This is a genomic window from Anabaena sp. FACHB-83, from assembly GCF_014697485.1.
Taxonomy (GTDB): Bacteria; Cyanobacteriota; Cyanobacteriia; order Cyanobacteriales; family Nostocaceae; genus Nostoc_B.
Genome location: NZ_JACJRY010000008.1, coordinates 89511 through 105527 on the forward strand (window position 1 = coordinate 89511; position 16017 = coordinate 105527).

Sequence of the window (16017 nt, forward strand, 5' to 3'; positions counted from 1 at the left end):
TTTGCTTCTAATCTTAGGTATGCTACTCTATCTCAGTCTTTTCTGGGGGGCTACACAGTTTAAGAAATTTGTATTAAGAAGAGGAAAAAGCTTGAAGAGTAAGCTTTGACAAATTTTGGTGGTAGCGAGTAGGTTGGGTGCAGGCGCACAAGAAATATTGACAACAAGATAGCAAATGTATATTGCGCCGTAACCCAACACAAAATCAGAATATATTGAGAAAATATTTTGGCAGGTAAAATAATTGCAGCATAAATTTTACCATCGAAATTGAGTTATTTTTGTAGTTGACAATTTTGTGGTTTTCTTCATAGCATTTGTTGGGTTCCACTGCGTTTCACCCAACCTACAATATCAGGCGATCGCACTTACGCAGTAAGAGGATGTTTGAAAAGTATTTATTCGTAGTTTTAAGTACTCGTTGATCCCCCCTAGCCCCCCTTAAAAAGGGGGGAATTAATCTCAAAGTCCCCCTTTTTAAGGGGGATTTAGGGGGATCTAAAATATTTTGCTACCAACAAGCAGACTTTTAAAACAACCTCTAAGACAAAATATCAAGGGTATAAGGGTGTAGGGGTATGGAGGTGTATGTATCTAAAACTCTTACACCCCATACCCCTTTAACCCCTAAACCCAACCTCCACAGACAATCTTGGTGCGTAAGTCCTTTATAAATTAGACATTTGCTCCAGTTGCAGTTCCACCCAATCGTTGTTGAATTTTGGCTTTAGCTGCTTTAAATTCTGTAGCGAGTTGCTCACTTTGTTGAGTGTTCAAGTTGTTGCGGATGGCAGCAAACATTGTGCTTTCTTCTTGACGAATGTGGTCGCCAACAATATCCATCAAATTTTTGATTCTATCTTTAAATTCAGAGGTGGAAGGACTAATACCTTTAATTTGATTTAAAAGCCGCTTCATTTCGGCTTGTTCATCATAGAGTTCTTGGGTATCGCCTTCACCATAGAAAGAGCGAACTCTGGGGTAAACTACTTCCTCTTCAGCTTCAGCATGGGCAGTTAAATCTTTGTAGATTTGACCAAAGTATTCTTGAATCTTTTGTGGATCATTGCTTTGGAGCAATTCAGTAAACAAGATATTTACTTTGTTATGATCCAAGCGAATCACGTCTTGGATGTTCATATCTTGTTTGTCAGTACCTTGGGTAACAGCACTACCTACTGCGCCGCTAAAAGCTGCGATCGCATCTTGGACTCTTGCCCAAATTCCTTGGTCTGCATCTTGTCCAGTTAACTCACGCACACCTAAGATTTCGAGAATACCTTTGAGTTGCTCTTGGTGAGCGCGGTTTTCAAAGTTAACGGGATTGATAGGCCCAATGGCTGCTAGAACATCAGCACCAACTTTTTGTGCTGCTTTATGGACTAACAAGCCACTCAAAACTTGTTGATGCTTTAATAATTCGTGCTGGGATACTTTTTCGTAGAAACTCAGTTCCGAGCCTTGCATCAGTTTGCGAACTTGTTCAACCATTTGCTGAACAGTTTGTTTCGGTTCTTTCTGAATACCATACTGCACGATTACAGTTTCGATGATGCCCAGATTTTTGCGATCGTCTTCTAGAAAGTCACGGATACGATCAGAAATTTCACTATCTGTAGATTCTCTCAAAAATAGCTCTTCATTTTCAATCAATAATTGTTGAACTAATTTAATACTAGCTAATTTACTAGCAATAGCATCGCGCTTTGTATCATCTAAAGTTAATACCATGCTGAAGTTCTCCTCAAAAAGCAATCGGATTATTACTAGTCACAGCTTGTCATAAGACTTAATCATCTTTCCTCTTTCTTTTGAGCGATTAATTTCAGAACTCTAGATAGAAAACAATCTTTTTTTACATATAGAGTTTCTGATTCTTCTTTTAGAGATACACAGAATAATTTTTGTCTCCATCGTTGGGTAGATAAAATTTTGCAATTATTTTTCTAAATTGTCCAAAGAGAGTCAAACACGAGATAAGAGTGCGATGTCAGAAAGCCCTGGAATCGGAGAGCAAGCACTAAATAAAGCTGCCGAAATAGGATTATCTAGCCAATTGGATGAAGTGGAAAATCTAGATGTCAACATCAAAACTGATCCAATAAAAATGCTTCAGGGGCAAGTCGATGCAGTCACAATATCCGGTGAAGGTTTGGTGATGCAGCAAGACCTCCGAATGGAGGAATTAGAAATGCAAATGGGGAATGTTGCCATTAATACTTTAAGTGTGGCTTTTGGCAAAATTGAATTGACTAAACCGACAGAAGCTAGTGCAAGAGTTGTATTGACTGAAAATGATATCAACCGTGCTTTTAATTCGGAATATGTACGATCGCAACTTCAAAACCAGAAAGTGCATATTAATGGTCAACTCATGAGTATAGAACCCCAATCGGTAGAATTTCGCTTACTTGATCATCAAAAGATATGGCTCAATGCAACCATTCAATTAAAGGAAACAAGAGAAATTCAACAAGTTGCTTTCTCTGCAATACCTAAAGTCAGTGCTAATGGAGAAACTGTATCGTTAGAAAATGTCGAGTATGGCGGAGGTGAAGAAATCTCACCAGAATTAACAAAAGCTTTGATTGAGCAAACCAGCGAAATTCTCAATTTATCTAATTTTGATTTAGAAGGTATGAGCTTGCGAGTTAAGCAAATAAAAGTAGAACCAAGTAAATTAATGCTGCAAGCAGAAGCTTATGTAGAACAAATTCCCTCAGCTTAAATCAAGGATAATTATTTATGGAAACTATGGAAACTTCAGACACAACATCGGCTTCTAGTCCTTTTCCCAATATTCCACCGATGATTGAGAGTGATGATCGAGAGTATCGTGATACTGGCGTACCTAGCACAGTTGCGATCGCCGGACATCCCTTACACCCTTTAAGTGTCATTTTCCCCATAGCCTTTTTAGCAGCAGCTTTAGGAAGCGATTTTGGCTATTGGTTAACTCGTGATTATTTCTGGGCGCGGGCTTCTTTGTGGTTGATTGGACTCGGATTGGTTGGAGGTTTAATTGCAGCTGCGATCGGGTTAAGCGACTTTTTGAAAATTGAGCGAGTCCGTAAACGCACGGCTGGTTGGGCGCACCTGATCTTGAATGTTTCTATCTTAGTTTTAACGCTGTTGAACTTTATTTTGCGTTGGGGTGACGCAGAAGCCCGGATTTTACCTTGGGGATTATTAATATCTCTGGTGGTGGGAACGTTGACTAGTGTTTCTGGGTGGTTTGGTGCAGAACTTTCCTATCGTCATAAAATTGGTGTAGTAGGGGCTGGTAGTAAAAGATATCCATAACTTTATTTGAGATTCAAGTTATGACGGGTAAAATTTTGTTGAGTTTCTAATTTGTAGAAAATGCGTCACAATCGTAACTCAAAAATATTCATCATCTTTTTCTTGCTCATCGTCACAGCGATGGGCTTTTTATTTAGGGACTGCTAACTAAAAAGATATCCTTCCCCTACACCCCCATACCCTTACACCCGTACACCCTCTTTCAAGTCAGAGGTAGTGGGAAAAAGAGAAATATACTCTCTTGAAAATTGGATATTTTGCTTATGATATATTTGGTTGCATTTTATGTTGGCTGTGGCTAGGAAAATAGGCAATGCAAAAAAGAGTAAAAGTCAAACCTAATTCTAAACAACAAAAAGTCGAAGAACAAGCAGATGGAAGTTTAACTGTATATTTAAAATCGCCGCCGATTGATGGGAAGGCGAATGAAGAATTAATTAAGGTTTTAGCTGATAAATTTGATGTGCCGAAGTCTTATGTCAGTATTAAATCAGGTTTCTCTTCTCGACAAAAACTGATTGAAATTCAAACTGAGATTTAATATTCATATAGGACTAATATTTGATTTTGGAAAAAAATCAGTACACTCAGATCAGGCTTCTTTCCTACTCCCGATTCCCCATTCCCTATTGCCTACCTACACAAATAAATTCAGAAATCAAACCGGATTCCTATACTATTTTAGTTATTGGTTTTGACTAAACGTTCGTCTAGCCAAGCTAAAGCCGCACCGGATGTCTCCGCTAAGATGCTGATGAGACGATATAAAGCGATCGCACTAATCACGACAGCCGAGGGAAAACGATTCTGCAAAAGTGCGATCGCTGTAGCTTCAAATACACCTATCCCCCCTGGCGCACCGGGAACTACTAGCCCTAGCAGCCAAGCAATACTAAAACCCCCGAATAATAAAGGAAATTGGCTAAGATTTATGGGGTAAATTGCCAACATAGTCAAAATAAACCCTAAACTACGCAGTCCTAAAAATCCAACTTCTCCTAACAAGGGGCGAAAGGGATAACTTTCAAGATTGATAGTGACTTGTGGCTGATTTCTATTAGGTGATTTTTTATTTTTTAATCTGTATAAAAAGCGAATTACTGGGTTTAAAAACCAAGGATGTATGCCACAAAGTATCACAACTAAAATCACAAATTGTAATATTTTGAGAGCTAAATTAGTTTGAGTCACAGCCAACTGACTGCCAAATAAAACCACAATTATTAAAGCGGCTGCGGCCATAAGTAATGGTTCTAATAAGACACTAATGGTTGCTACCCCTCCAGAAACATTGGCATTTTTCGCAGCCATAATCCGCCCGTAATAATGCCAAACATTACCCGGAAGATATTTGGCGATATTAGTTTTTAAATAGGCTTGAATAAATGGAATCGATGGTACAGGTTGATTTAAATCGCGCAAAACCCAAGTCCAAATCCAGCCAGCCCACGTATGTGCTAATAAAGTTACCCCAGTGGCGATCGCTAAAATTGCCCATCCTGCTGCATCAATTCTGATAGTTGTTACTCCTACCCAATTATCCTTTAAGGCTTTGGCAACAAAAAATAGTGTCCCACCCAAAATCAACCAGCGTAAAAATTGCTTCATCACTTTAGCTAAGTCTTATCTCTCTACAGTCAGATGTAATTATTACATAATCATTGAATATAATGCGACTTAAGCCAGATGTTTGATTAATATTTACTAATTAATATGGGAAATTGTTGGTCAAACAAAAGTCAACTAAAACAAGAATTTAACTTGCTTAATTAACTATTAAACCAGCAAATAAACTTGTTCATAGTTGCAAGGAGGCAATGATGAAAAATTTAACGGCGTTATGGAAAAACCTCAGACTACGCCAAGTTATAACAGTATTTTTGGCAGGTATGATTTTGATAGTCAGCACTGCTTGTAGTAGTGGAGATGTTACAGGTGCAAATCCTCAAAATCCTGCTGTACAAGCTGGTGGTGCAAACAATCCTTATAAAAATGGTGGAGATAAATATACTAGAAATTTAAGCAATAACGCTTATTTACCTTCTAGTTTATTAATTGCGACAAATCCAGAATCAGAAATCCTCTACCCTGGTGCAGAAACTCCGCAAGGTAGAGTCGAAAAAGAAAAAGAATTACCAATAATTACCAAGAAAAACTTTCAAAAATCTGAACCTGGAAATTTAATTCAAAATGAACCAGATTTAGGAAGTCGTGTGCAAGAACGACTGGAAACCGTAAAAGAACAATTTCAAGATGCCAGCAGCTTTGTTAAAGAAAAAGCTGATGAAGCAAGTGCTAGACCAGAATTACAAAAAAATCCGGCAGTCGGCAGATAGAATTTTTGTTCTAGTGTGGGAGATTTCCATAAATTTTTAACTGATACCAAATTGAAACAGGAGTAAAACTATGAACAGAGTCATTAATTGGTTCAAGAATATTCGCCCTTTGAAAGTGTTAAGTGTTTTCTTAGCAGGTGTGTTTCTGATTTTGACACAAGCTTGTAACCGACCTAGTATTGCAGGTCAACCACCACAACCCAGCGCCCAATCACCTAATACTGAGCGTTATGACCCCACAAAATCTTATAACCTCAATTCTCCTGAAGGTGGGATGAATAACTTTAGTGATGTAGATCCGAGAGCGAAAAATTTTGAAAAAGCCGCTAAAAATCGAGCCGAAGATTTAAGCCGTAATGCCGAAAGAAATATTAACGAAAAAGGCATTGATAGCGCAGAACAATATGCTCGTAATTATCGCCAAGGTACACCTTTCCCAGAAAGAGTGAAAAACTTAGGTGAAGATATTGGTAGTTCTGTTCAAGGAACAGCAGAAGGTGTAGCGAAGGGAACAAAACGTGGTTTAGAAAATATCAAAGAAAACGCCAGTGATGCGGCTCAAGACTTAACTAAAAATGCTCAACGCGCAGGCGAAGATGCTGGTGATACAGTAAACCGGACATTGAGAAATATTGACTAGAATTTAGTTAATTTCCAGTAGGGAATAAAAAAGAGAGGAGTTAGAAAAAATGATTCTAACTCCTCTCTTTTTATTGGTGTAGCAGTCGAAGTATAGGTGAGGACATTTAAAAAGCACAAATGCTAGGCATAGTAAAAATTTTACCTCCTGCCTCCTGCCTGGTTGGTGAGCGAAGCCGAACCACTGCCTCCTGCCTCCTGTGATAAATTATTTTACGAATACCAATGTTGCAGGGCAACTCTGTGAACTTCTCGCCAAGGCAGATTGTGTTGTCTGGCTAATTCGGCGCAGTCTTCATATTCTGGCTGTACATTGGTGATTGATTTATCTGGCGATGTTCCTTGCCATGCGACTTTGACACGTACTTTGCCATATTTTGTTTCTACTTGTTGAATTTCTCGTTGGAGGATGGCGCGTTGTTGGGTGGTGCGGCGAATACCTAAAGTGCTGGTTTCACGGAATAAAACTGCTTCACATTGGGTTAAATTATTCTGATGACAGATAACTGTTAATAAGATACCAGGACGGGATTTTTTCATACCTATGGGTTGGGTGAAGACATCCACTGCACCTGCGGCAAATAAGGCTTCAAACACATAGCCAATTGCTTGGGGACTTAAGTCATCAATTTGAGTTTCGAGTACGGAGATGGGTTCTAAAATCGGGCTGATTTCTTGAAAATTGCGGACATCTGCCTGAAGACTGGTGCTTTCACCCAGCCACAGGCGTAGTATATTGGGAATAGGAAGATTGATAGTTCCCGCTCCCAATCCCACTTGTTTGAGTGTCATCGATGGCGGATTACCAAATTCTCTGACTAATGTGGTAGCGATCGCAGCTCCTGTTGGTGTTACCAGTTCCTTTTCAATGCCGTTACTGTAAACCGGGCAACTTCTCATTTCCCATAATTTCAACACTGCTGGTACTGGTACCGCCATTTGACCATGTGCAGCCCGCACCGTACCGCCACCTGTTGGCAATGCCGCGCAGTAAAGTAAGGGGAATCCTGAGCGATCGCTATCAATGCCCAACCAATCTAAACCCAAACAAGTGCCAACAATATCTACAATTGCATCCACGGCACCGACTTCATGGAAGTGGACTTTTTCTGGCGCAACTCCATGCACTGCCCCCTCTGCTACTGCTAATTGTTGGAATACTGCTAAACTCCAAGCTTCCGCCCGTGTTGGTAGCTTTGCCTGACGAATCATAAGCTCAATTTCTGGCAGATGGCGGCCATGATGGTGATGATGTTCGTGGTGATGATGATCATGATCATCCTCGACTAAATCCACATGAACCTTCGTTGCCTGTTGACCATTTTTTTGGACAAGTTCCGCCCGTAAATGGTACTCCTGAGCAATTCCTAAATCATTTAATTTTGTCACCAAATACTCTACAGGAACACCCAGACTGACTAAGGCTCCCAGGCACATATCACCAGAAATTCCCGTTGGACATTGAAGATAAGCTATTTTACTCATAGGGGTTAGTCAATAGTCACTTGTCATTAGTTATTATCCCCCTGCTTCCTTGTCTTCCTTATGTCTCTCGTCCCCTTTTTCAAATCACCGTGTTTCTATGGCAAAAATTTTCACAGTGCATCCGGATAATCCCCAAAGCCGCCGAATAGAAGAGATAAAGTCTGCGCTCTCAAATGGGGCGGTCATGCTTTACCCTACTGATACGGTCTATGCGATCGGTTGTGATTTAAATGCCAAGTCGGCGGTGGAAAGAGTGAGGAAAATCAAGCAGTTAGCGAATGATAAACCATTAACATTTTTGTGTCCTTCATTGTCAAATGTAGCGACTTATGCGTTTGTCAGCGATACAGCTTATAGATTGATGAAGCGGCTGATTCCCGGCCCTTACACATTTCTGCTCCCCGCCACTAAGTTAGTACCGCGACTGGTACAAAATCCTAAGCGGAAAACAACTGGGATTCGCGTACCGAATCATACTGTATGTCTGGCTTTGCTAGAAGCGTTAGAAAACCCGATTATTTCCACTTCGGCACATTTGCCAAGTCATGAGGCGGATAATGGGAAATTTAGCTCAGAAGGTGAACCGCAGCTATCACGGGTAGAGTTATTTGATTATCTGGATAACTTAGTGGATGTAATTGTAGACACGGGTGAAGAACCAACATATCAAGTATCGACAATTTTGGACTTGACAGGAGACGAACCAATGATTACGAGACGGGGGTTAGGTTGGGAAGCAGTAGCAGCTTGGGTTTAAGAAACATACTTCACAAACTGAACCTGCCGTTTCGCAAACCTCGGTTAAAAACGCTCCAGTTTGGGGATTGTCATACTAAGTCATGGCTGGGAGTGGGTAGTCAGGATAGGAGTAAAAGTATATCTAGCAAGGATTTGCACCAATTGTGGACGCGATGCTGATATTTGTGTTGTCTGCAATTTGGTTACGGTGTCAAAAAGCGACACATTACTTTCACTGTAACTTTTTTAAATTTCCTACAGTCATATACATAAGCAGTGCTGGCAATGAATCTTGTATGGATGAATACTTAATAACTTTCCAGACAAGAACGTTTTCAGATGCTATCTTTGCGTTGTAGTTACGGTGCTATACCCTACCCTAGGAAAATTCATGAAAGCTAACCTTGTAAATCTACCAACCTCCACACCCAATTTTGTTGTTAGCAATGTTGCTATTGAAGAATTCTCAGAGGCAGATACTTTAATACAATTGCTGTGTCAGGAAATACAGGCGCAAGTCAAGGCAAGTTCTGGATGTGTAAAAGCTGTAGCGCAACGCATAGCCAAAGAAGTCAGAAGAATTTGTGATAAAAGTTCCCGTATCCAAACATCTGGACAAGTTCAATCTTGGCAGCTAACTTTAGCAAAACACCGTCTGCACAAGTGTCTGCACTACTACCAACTTGGTTCTCGGCGGGGACGGGTAGAGTTACACAGTAGTTTAGGTGCGATGGTTTACCGTCATGTTATGCCATCAGGTTCAGAATACGGTTTTGATGCACGTTACAATTTAATAGAAGATTTCCTCCAAGCTTTTTATATTGAGGCGATTAAAGCTTTCCGCCGGGAAAACGAATTGGCTGAAGATTATCAACCACGCACTCAGCTGCAATTAGCGGAATATATGGCATTTACAGAACAGTATGCCAAACGCCGGATTAATTTACCTGGTGGCAATAATCAACAGTTAATTATCTTACGCGCTCAAGGTTTTGCCCGTCGTCAACCCCAAGAAACTCCTGTAGATATTGAAATGGCAGTGGAGTCAGCGAAGGGTGAAGATGCTGAATCTTACCAACGTAATCCAGCAGTGCAGCAAATCCGCTCTAAAATGATTGCTCAAGGTCATGGTGATTTGTCGGAAGAATCAGAACGCGATCGCGTCATCTCCGAATTAGTAAAATATTTAGAATCTCAAGGTCAATCTGACTGTATCGATTACCTCAGCTTGAAGCTGCAAGACCTGTCTGCTCCTGAAATTGACCAAATTCTCGGTTTAACTAGCCGTCAGCGTGATTATTTGCAACAACGCTTTAAATATCATGTCGAAAAGTTCGCCAAACAGCACCAATGGCAATTAGTTCATCAATGGTTAGGTGCAGGTTTAGAACAAAAATTAGGCTTGTCTTCCCAACAGTGGGAAACTTTTATTCAAGTACTTTCCCCCCAACAACAGCAAATTTTACAATTAAAAGCAGCCAGACATAGTGATCAAGCGATCGCTAAAGCTTTAAAATGTACTCCCAAACAATTGCAAAAACGTTGGACTCATCTCCTAGAAATTGCTTGGTCTATCCGTAACGGTAATAGCGAAGTTCAAACTGGTTGAGTTTCAATGCAGAGTATCGCTGAAGTCAACACACAGAACATAGAAGTTTTCTTCACCCAAATTTATCTGCGTGTATCGGCGGTTAACTACTCTGAACCTCAACCATTTTTCACTACTTTTTTAGTACACAAGTACCAAAAATATCCTACTTTTTTCCCCTTTGAAAATTCATATTAAGTAACTGTCTATATGTCCCTGCTTCCATGAAATTCTAGAATATATAGAAAATTGACGGAGGACTTGAGAATGACTATGACTCAAGGCAAACGGGCAAATCAGGCAGGGCGCATTTTAGAAAGTAATGTAGACGCAATATTAACCGGACATAATTATTTCCAAATCGGCAATCATGTCACCAAAGAATATCTTTTAACTGCTCATTTATTACCGAAACGCTACGCTAAACAAGTTTATATCGGCGCAGGTCTTTATAATACTTTGTTAAAAGTAGATTTTTTTGTTGTTGGCTTACCCATCACACCCACTGGATTAATTATTGAATGTAAATGGCAAGAAAGTGGCGGTTCTGTAGATGAAAAGTTTCCGTATTTGAGTATGAACATTCAAGAATATTATCCAGCCCCAACAATTGTGGTAATTGGTGGTGAAGGTATGCGCGAAGGTGCAATTCAATGGCTCAGACAGCAAGTGAACCTAAATCATAACTTACTCGGAGTTTACAGTTTAGATAGGTTTATTGCTTGGGCTAACAAAAATTTTTAATAAGAAGTAATTAATAATTCGCTGATAATTCCTCGCTTTTTAGTATTAGAATTAATCGAGCGAGATGCAGAGATATCATAAATATTAAAACTAATTTCTGTGTAGATTTTTCTGATAAATTCGCAATCGGAATTACAAACCATCACCTTAACACCGCGATTTGCTAATTCAGCACAAACATTTCGCAACCGTATTTGGTCTTGTTCGCCAAAAGAATTGCCATTATAACCAGTAAAATAACTAGTATTGCTAATAGGATGATAAGGCGGGTCACAAAATACAAAATCATCGCTACTATTAGCATAATTCAGCACATTAATAAAATCTGCTTGCCTGATTTCCGATGATGTCAGAGCTTGAGATGCGGCTCTGAGTAAATCCTCCTGACAAATACTCGGATTCTTATAGCTACCTAAAGGCACATTAAATTTACCTTGAGAATTAACCCGATATAAACCGTTATAACAAGTTTTATTGAGATAAATTAATCGTGCTGCTGTTTCTAAATCATTATTACTTGTATGAGAGCGGACACTATAATAATAATCTCGACTATGTTGAGATTTATGCGCTTGTAATAAGCTAATTAAATCTTCCACTTGATCCCGGACGCAGCGATAAGTAGTAATGAGTTCAGCGTTAATATCTGTTAAGATTGCTGTGGATGGTTGTAAATGAAAAAAAACCGCGCCACCACCTAAAAAGGGCTCATAGTAAGTCTGATAAAACTTCGGAAAATAATTAATATATTGTTGAATTAACCGACTTTTACCCCCTGCCCATTTTAAAAAAGGACGTGGGCAAATTTCTGGAAGCATTTGAATAACCATTGACTGAGAAGTTAACTAATTTAAGCTAGTAAATATAACAAAATATCGCTAATGCAGCATATTCTATATTAAGTGAGTAATTTTCATCCGCATAGATTACAATTAGGTAGATAAAGCATATCAAAACAAACGTCAGTTCATAACAAGGCAGTTTAGATTTCCATGTTTGACGGATTTTGGGATAACGTTCTTCGCTACCCCCGCTACTTAATTACAATCCTCGTTGGGCTTCTGGTGAACACATTCGAGCCATTATTGCCCTTGTTAAAACGTCCAGTCACCTTAGTTGCTGTTGTCGGCTTATTACTGGGCGGTCTGGCTTTCGTGACACTCACCCTCCGCGCTATGCTGGGTTTGAGTGCAGTTTAGACTGGGAACGATGGGTGGCTGTTGTTGTTGATGTTACTCAGCACTCAGCACTCAGCACTTTATTTATAACCTCTGTGAACAGGCAAAGATTTTATGGCTACAAATCGCCGCATTTCTCGTGTTGCTGAATTAATCAAACGGGAAGTTAGCCAAATGTTACTCAACGGCATTAAAGACGACCGTGTGGGTACAGGTATGGTCAGTGTCACTGATGTAGACGTTTCTGGCGATTTGCAGCACGCCAAAATCTACGTCAGTATTTATGGTACGGAAGAAGCCAAAGCCGAGACAATGGCAGGTTTAAAGTCCGCCACTGGTTATGTACGTAGTGAACTTGGCGCTAGAGTTAGGCTACGTCGCACCCCAGAGGTAATTTTTATCGAAGACCGTTCTATTGAACGTGGTACTAAGGTATTATCGCTGTTGAATAAACTCCAGTATGAGCGATCGCTAGACCCTGACGACACTGAAGAAGACATTGGCGCAGAAGAAGATTAACAGGACTTACATACAAAGATTCTCTGTTGAGACTGGGTGAAAGGGTGTGGGGTGTAAGGGTTTTAGATACATACCCCTACACCCCTTAACCCTCTCCCCAACCCTTGATTTATCATTTTTATGCGTACATCCTAAGAATATTCCCTCATACAAAACTTCTTCTCTAACCCCTAACCGCTATTGTTTCTCTGTTTTGGGAGTTTTTTGATGATCTTGCTTTTCTTGGGGCGGAAAAGCTTGTTTACCGATATTGTCGGCTGCTTGTTGAAATAAAGGTTCGATTTTATTACGCCAGTATTCGGTATCGGGTAACTTTTCGGGATGATTTTTGTAATCTAAAACCTTGTCCCAATTACCATCGTCAATTGCTTTGTTGATGTCATTAAATAGAGCATCAGCCTTAGACCAATCTTGCTGCCATTGGCTAATGATTTTACCTGTTTCTTGAATACTAGCAGAAGCATTGGCAGGAATTGACTTTAATAATGCGATCGCACCAACTAAATCTCCTGACTCATATTTTTTCTTCGCTTGTTCCACAACCTTGTCGCTATTTTCATTAGCTTTTGCTGGTTCTGATTTTTCCCCCTCAGCATTTGCTGTCTCTGGTGGAGTCGTTGTTTTAACCGCCTTTGGTTTGGGAAGGGGTCTAGCCGCAATTAGCGTACTATCATCAACAGTCTTAATCGCAATACCTTTATCCCGCAGACAACCCAGCCATTCATCATTGTTCGAGATCACATCTGCATAAGCCCAAGCCAAACGCCCAGAGTTTAATTTCACTTGTATCCAATTGCGTTTTGTCCGCAGTCCAGTCACCTCAAAAGCTGTGTCCTCACCGATGGTTTTGAGAACATTATCAGAATTAATCGAACTCGGTTCCGAACGAATATTAGAATTACCTGTCACCATTGCCAAGCACTTATTCCCCGCAGTGGCATTTTGACCTGTAAAATTAGCGGTGAAATTCTTCACATTCGGATAGACATTCGCCACCAAAGCCGCCGCACTACCAGCTAAAAGTATCCCAATTAATAATGGTAGGGGATCAGATTTACTAGAAGTTCTGCGGGTAGGTTTGCTAACACCAGGATTTGCTGGCGCGAGTGCGAGAGTTGGTTGAAAAGACGCAGCAGGTTTCGCCCCAGAGTAAGCATGATTTAGCGACGGTTCTGGTGGTGCAGCTGGTGTTAACACAGGACTCATCAGAGTCACACAAGCTTGCAGTGCTTCGGTGGCTGTTTGGTAACGGTCTTTAAAGTGATAATGCACCATCTTTGTTAAGATAGATGCCAAACGATAGCTAACAGGGGCCAAATGTTGCCAGCGAATCTCGCCTGTATCTGGGTCTTCTTGTAACTCAGAAGTTGGTACACCTGTAATTGCTTGAATGGCAATCATCCCTAAAGCATAGATATCACTATTGGGGCGGGGTTTACCTTGTCCTTGTTCAGTGGGCATATAGCCAGGAGTCCCAATAACGACAGTGGCCGTAGTTTGTCCACCCACCGTCACCATTGAGGAACTTAACTGTTTAACTGCGCCAAAATCTACTAAAACTAATTTATGATCTGAAGAACGGCGAATAATATTATCTGGTTTGATATCGCGGTGAATCACACCTTGCTGATGGACAAACTCTAAAATCCCTAAAACTTCCTGTAACATTTGCAAAACTTGATTTTCATTCCAGCGTTGACCAGAAATGAGTTCATCAGTTAAGGGATGTCCTTCGATATATTCTTGAACTAAAAAGAATTCTTGATTTTCGTCAAAGTAAGCCAGCAGCCGGGGAACTTGGTCATGATATCCCAAACGTTCCAAAGTTTCCGCTTCGTTTTGGAACAGGCGTTTGGCAGTTTCAAAAATTTTGGGGTCAGAACTGGTAGGCTTGAGGTGCTTGACAACGCAGATAGGGTTTCCTGGCCGCCTTGTATCTTGGGCGATGTAGGTTTGACCAAACCCTCCCTTAGCCAGCACTTGAATTACTTGGTAACGATTATCCAGTAGCTTACCGATCATATTCCCTCCCCAGAGTTATTACCTAATTTTCCAGCTGGTAATAAATATCTCCAAATTTTTTTCCTTGAAATCCGCTATCTTGAGAAAAGATTTGAAATAAATACTTAGCTTTTTTATAAACCCTGTTAATTAACTGTGCCAATTTTAGATTTTAGATAGCCGATTTTAGATTTTTTTGGTTTATACTCCGCCAAGTCAAGGCGTAATATCAATCAACTTTCAAAATTTAAAATCCTCAAACTCTTTACCCTAGCGGTTAGAGTCAATCCAAAATCCAAAATCCAAAATCCAAAATCGTTTGACGACCGATGCCACCTAAAATAACCAATCCAGTTGCATGGCAACAGGCTGAACTCCTCATGCAACCAGCTTTCATTAGAGTTGTGGATAACATTCGCAAGCAACTCGACGCATCTGCTTGGAAGGGAACCTACCATGATGTGCTGATTTGGCCGCCTAGTACCACTGACGAAATAAAAGCCTTGGTAACAAGACTGTTGGAAGAGATGGAAAGTGCCACACCAGAACAAGCAGACGAAATCCGTAATACCCTGTCTCGGTTGCCAATGCCCCATCCAGGATATCATTTGCAGCTGCAACGTCAAGAGCAGCAAGTCAGCGTTGATTTGTGGGAATTGTGTTATCAAGTGTGTTTCGCCAATTACAGCCCAGAGAATGAGGCTGTGGATATTGATACTAGTTTAATTGATGAGTTGGGTGAAGTAGATTGGCAAAATCTAGAAGATAAGACAAAAAATTTAGTAGCGCAGGTGTTTGCAAGTTTACCTGATAGTTGAGTAAAAGTACATTAACTGAGTTGGCGATCGCTCCAACCTCAAGTAGATTTTAGCCCTGAACTCTGTGTGAAAATTAATAAAACAGAGGATAACTATTCACCATGACGGAATTACTTGAACAAGCGATTATCAAACTCAAAAGCTTACCAGTCAGTCAACAAGATGCTATGGCAAAGATGATTCTCGAAGAACTGGAAGATGAACAGCAATGGGATGCAGCTTTTGAGCGTTCTCCAGATGCACTAGCTTTCTTAGCAGCCCAAGCAATGACTGAATATCAAGCAGGTAAAACTCAACAACTAGATCCAGATACATTGTGAATTCTCGCATCACTTCTCAGTTTCGCCAAGCTTTTGGTAACTTACCTGAAAGTGTGCGAGAGCAAACCCGCCAAGCATATCGCCAATTTAAACAAGACCCAAACCATCCCAGTTTACGTTTCAAAAAAGTGCATTCAGAATTACCTATTTATTCTGTGAGAGTCAGCATAAGCTATCGAGCCGTTGGACAGTTAAAGGGAGACACAGTTATTTGGTTTTGGGTGGGGTCACATACAGAGTATGAAAGGCTACTATCTCAGATGTAATATACCAGCTATTACAGGCAATAATTATGGGGAATGGAACGCACCATCAAGTAAGCCTGTCGGACTACGCTCAATTTAGCTG

At 40.4% G+C, this 16017-nt stretch carries 18 protein-coding genes; 13 read left to right on the plus strand and 5 right to left on the minus strand.

What is annotated here, in order from left to right:
- Window positions 1-675: 675 nt before the first annotated feature.
- Window positions 676-1731 carry a hemerythrin domain-containing protein gene (locus H6G79_RS12390; protein WP_190590981.1) on the minus strand — a complete coding sequence of 352 codons (1056 nt, stop codon included), beginning with the start codon at window positions 1729-1731 and terminating at the stop codon, window positions 676-678.
- Window positions 1732-1987: 256 nt separating this feature from the next.
- Here H6G79_RS12390 and H6G79_RS12395 point away from each other — a divergent pair, with 256 nt between their 5' ends.
- The 3 genes from H6G79_RS12395 to H6G79_RS12405 all read left to right on the plus strand — a co-directional run bounded on the left by H6G79_RS12395 (window position 1988) and on the right by H6G79_RS12405 (window position 3844).
- Window positions 1988-2728 (plus strand): DUF2993 domain-containing protein, encoded by a 741-nt coding sequence (locus H6G79_RS12395; RefSeq protein WP_190590982.1) that lies wholly within the window; start codon window positions 1988-1990, stop codon window positions 2726-2728.
- A 26-nt stretch (window positions 2729-2754) separates the two neighbouring features.
- Window positions 2755-3303, plus strand: a complete 549-nt coding sequence (locus H6G79_RS12400; RefSeq protein WP_190591115.1) for a DUF2231 domain-containing protein — start codon at window positions 2755-2757, stop codon at window positions 3301-3303.
- A 313-nt stretch (window positions 3304-3616) separates the two neighbouring features.
- The gene (locus H6G79_RS12405) at window positions 3617-3844 is read left to right on the plus strand and encodes a DUF167 domain-containing protein (RefSeq protein WP_190590983.1); all 228 of its coding nucleotides are present in this window, start codon (window positions 3617-3619) and stop codon (window positions 3842-3844) included.
- Window positions 3845-3984: 140 nt separating this feature from the next.
- On the opposite strand, the gene H6G79_RS12410 is transcribed toward H6G79_RS12405, so the two are convergent.
- Complete coding sequence (locus H6G79_RS12410) at window positions 3985-4911, minus strand: lysylphosphatidylglycerol synthase domain-containing protein (RefSeq protein ID WP_190590986.1); 927 nt, start codon at window positions 4909-4911, stop codon at window positions 3985-3987.
- Window positions 4912-5123: 212 nt separating this feature from the next.
- Here H6G79_RS12410 and H6G79_RS12415 point away from each other — a divergent pair, with 212 nt between their 5' ends.
- Window positions 5124-5639, plus strand: a complete 516-nt coding sequence (locus H6G79_RS12415) for a DUF6658 family protein (RefSeq protein ID WP_190591116.1) — start codon at window positions 5124-5126, stop codon at window positions 5637-5639.
- 70 nt (window positions 5640-5709) lie between these two features.
- On the plus strand, window positions 5710-6279 hold the full coding sequence (locus H6G79_RS12420; protein ID WP_190590987.1) for a hypothetical protein: 570 nt from the start codon (window positions 5710-5712) through the stop codon (window positions 6277-6279).
- A gap of 212 nt (window positions 6280-6491) precedes the next feature.
- On the opposite strand, the gene larC is transcribed toward H6G79_RS12420, so the two are convergent.
- Window positions 6492-7763 (minus strand): nickel pincer cofactor biosynthesis protein LarC, encoded by a 1272-nt coding sequence (gene larC / locus H6G79_RS12425; protein ID WP_190590988.1) that lies wholly within the window; start codon window positions 7761-7763, stop codon window positions 6492-6494.
- 97 nt (window positions 7764-7860) lie between these two features.
- Here larC and H6G79_RS12430 point away from each other — a divergent pair, with 97 nt between their 5' ends.
- The 3 genes from H6G79_RS12430 to H6G79_RS12440 all read left to right on the plus strand — a co-directional run bounded on the left by H6G79_RS12430 (window position 7861) and on the right by H6G79_RS12440 (window position 10833).
- Window positions 7861-8520, plus strand: coding sequence for an L-threonylcarbamoyladenylate synthase (locus tag H6G79_RS12430; RefSeq protein WP_190590989.1), 660 nt, complete (start codon window positions 7861-7863; stop codon window positions 8518-8520).
- Window positions 8521-8892: 372 nt separating this feature from the next.
- Window positions 8893-10110, plus strand: a complete 1218-nt coding sequence (locus tag H6G79_RS12435) for a HetZ-related protein (RefSeq protein WP_190590991.1) — start codon at window positions 8893-8895, stop codon at window positions 10108-10110.
- 246 nt (window positions 10111-10356) lie between these two features.
- A complete protein-coding gene (locus tag H6G79_RS12440) occupies window positions 10357-10833 on the plus strand; it encodes a PD-(D/E)XK nuclease superfamily protein (protein WP_190590993.1) in 477 nt (158 codons plus the stop codon).
- Here the strand turns inward: H6G79_RS12440 and H6G79_RS12445 are convergent.
- Window positions 10830-11663, minus strand: coding sequence for a DNA adenine methylase (locus H6G79_RS12445; protein WP_190590995.1), 834 nt, complete (start codon window positions 11661-11663; stop codon window positions 10830-10832). The two genes, H6G79_RS12440 and H6G79_RS12445, sit on opposite strands and share 4 nt — an antisense overlap.
- 162 nt (window positions 11664-11825) lie before the next feature.
- Between H6G79_RS12445 and H6G79_RS12450 the strand changes: the two genes are divergently transcribed.
- Together H6G79_RS12450 and rbfA are read left to right on the plus strand one after the other, a co-directional pair.
- On the plus strand, window positions 11826-12032 hold the full coding sequence (locus H6G79_RS12450) for a DUF751 family protein (RefSeq protein ID WP_190590997.1): 207 nt from the start codon (window positions 11826-11828) through the stop codon (window positions 12030-12032).
- A gap of 93 nt (window positions 12033-12125) precedes the next feature.
- Window positions 12126-12530: a 30S ribosome-binding factor RbfA gene (gene rbfA, locus H6G79_RS12455; protein WP_190590998.1), complete on the plus strand. Its 405-nt coding sequence runs from the start codon at window positions 12126-12128 to the stop codon at window positions 12528-12530.
- Between the two features lie 177 nt (window positions 12531-12707).
- Here the strand turns inward: rbfA and H6G79_RS12460 are convergent, their stop codons facing one another.
- On the minus strand, window positions 12708-14552 hold the full coding sequence (locus H6G79_RS12460) for a serine/threonine protein kinase (protein ID WP_190591000.1): 1845 nt from the start codon (window positions 14550-14552) through the stop codon (window positions 12708-12710).
- Between the two features lie 308 nt (window positions 14553-14860).
- Here H6G79_RS12460 and H6G79_RS12465 point away from each other — a divergent pair, with 308 nt between their 5' ends.
- The 3 genes from H6G79_RS12465 (at window position 14861) to H6G79_RS12475 (ending at window position 15935) form a co-directional block, all read left to right on the plus strand.
- Entirely contained in the window at window positions 14861-15349 is a 489-nt protein-coding gene (locus tag H6G79_RS12465) for a hypothetical protein (RefSeq protein WP_190591002.1), read from the plus strand.
- Between the two features lie 101 nt (window positions 15350-15450).
- On the plus strand, window positions 15451-15669 hold the full coding sequence (locus H6G79_RS12470; RefSeq protein WP_190591004.1) for a hypothetical protein: 219 nt from the start codon (window positions 15451-15453) through the stop codon (window positions 15667-15669).
- Entirely contained in the window at window positions 15666-15935 is a 270-nt protein-coding gene (locus tag H6G79_RS12475) for a hypothetical protein (protein ID WP_190591006.1), read from the plus strand. Before H6G79_RS12470 ends, H6G79_RS12475 begins: the two co-directional genes overlap by 4 nt.
- The last annotated feature ends 82 nt before the right edge of the window (window positions 15936-16017 follow it).

Coding starts and splice junctions, on each gene's coding strand:
- H6G79_RS12405 (WP_190590983.1), top strand. CDS start 3,617: ATGCAAAAAAGAGTAAAAGTCAAACCTAATTCTAAACAACAAAAAGTC.
- H6G79_RS12390 (WP_190590981.1), bottom strand. CDS start 1,731: ATGGTATTAACTTTAGATGATACAAAGCGCGATGCTATTGCTAGTAAA.
- H6G79_RS12440 (WP_190590993.1), top strand. CDS start 10,357: ATGACTATGACTCAAGGCAAACGGGCAAATCAGGCAGGGCGCATTTTA.
- H6G79_RS12450 (WP_190590997.1), top strand. CDS start 11,826: ATGTTTGACGGATTTTGGGATAACGTTCTTCGCTACCCCCGCTACTTA.
- rbfA (WP_190590998.1), top strand. CDS start 12,126: ATGGCTACAAATCGCCGCATTTCTCGTGTTGCTGAATTAATCAAACGG.
- H6G79_RS12410 (WP_190590986.1), bottom strand. CDS start 4,911: ATGAAGCAATTTTTACGCTGGTTGATTTTGGGTGGGACACTATTTTTT.
- H6G79_RS12470 (WP_190591004.1), top strand. CDS start 15,451: ATGACGGAATTACTTGAACAAGCGATTATCAAACTCAAAAGCTTACCA.
- H6G79_RS12460 (WP_190591000.1), bottom strand. CDS start 14,552: ATGATCGGTAAGCTACTGGATAATCGTTACCAAGTAATTCAAGTGCTG.
- H6G79_RS12445 (WP_190590995.1), bottom strand. CDS start 11,663: ATGGTTATTCAAATGCTTCCAGAAATTTGCCCACGTCCTTTTTTAAAA.
- H6G79_RS12395 (WP_190590982.1), top strand. CDS start 1,988: ATGTCAGAAAGCCCTGGAATCGGAGAGCAAGCACTAAATAAAGCTGCC.
- H6G79_RS12415 (WP_190591116.1), top strand. CDS start 5,124: ATGAAAAATTTAACGGCGTTATGGAAAAACCTCAGACTACGCCAAGTT.
- H6G79_RS12465 (WP_190591002.1), top strand. CDS start 14,861: ATGCCACCTAAAATAACCAATCCAGTTGCATGGCAACAGGCTGAACTC.
- larC (WP_190590988.1), bottom strand. CDS start 7,763: ATGAGTAAAATAGCTTATCTTCAATGTCCAACGGGAATTTCTGGTGAT.
- H6G79_RS12435 (WP_190590991.1), top strand. CDS start 8,893: ATGAAAGCTAACCTTGTAAATCTACCAACCTCCACACCCAATTTTGTT.
- H6G79_RS12420 (WP_190590987.1), top strand. CDS start 5,710: ATGAACAGAGTCATTAATTGGTTCAAGAATATTCGCCCTTTGAAAGTG.
- H6G79_RS12430 (WP_190590989.1), top strand. CDS start 7,861: ATGGCAAAAATTTTCACAGTGCATCCGGATAATCCCCAAAGCCGCCGA.
- H6G79_RS12400 (WP_190591115.1), top strand. CDS start 2,755: ATGGAAACTTCAGACACAACATCGGCTTCTAGTCCTTTTCCCAATATT.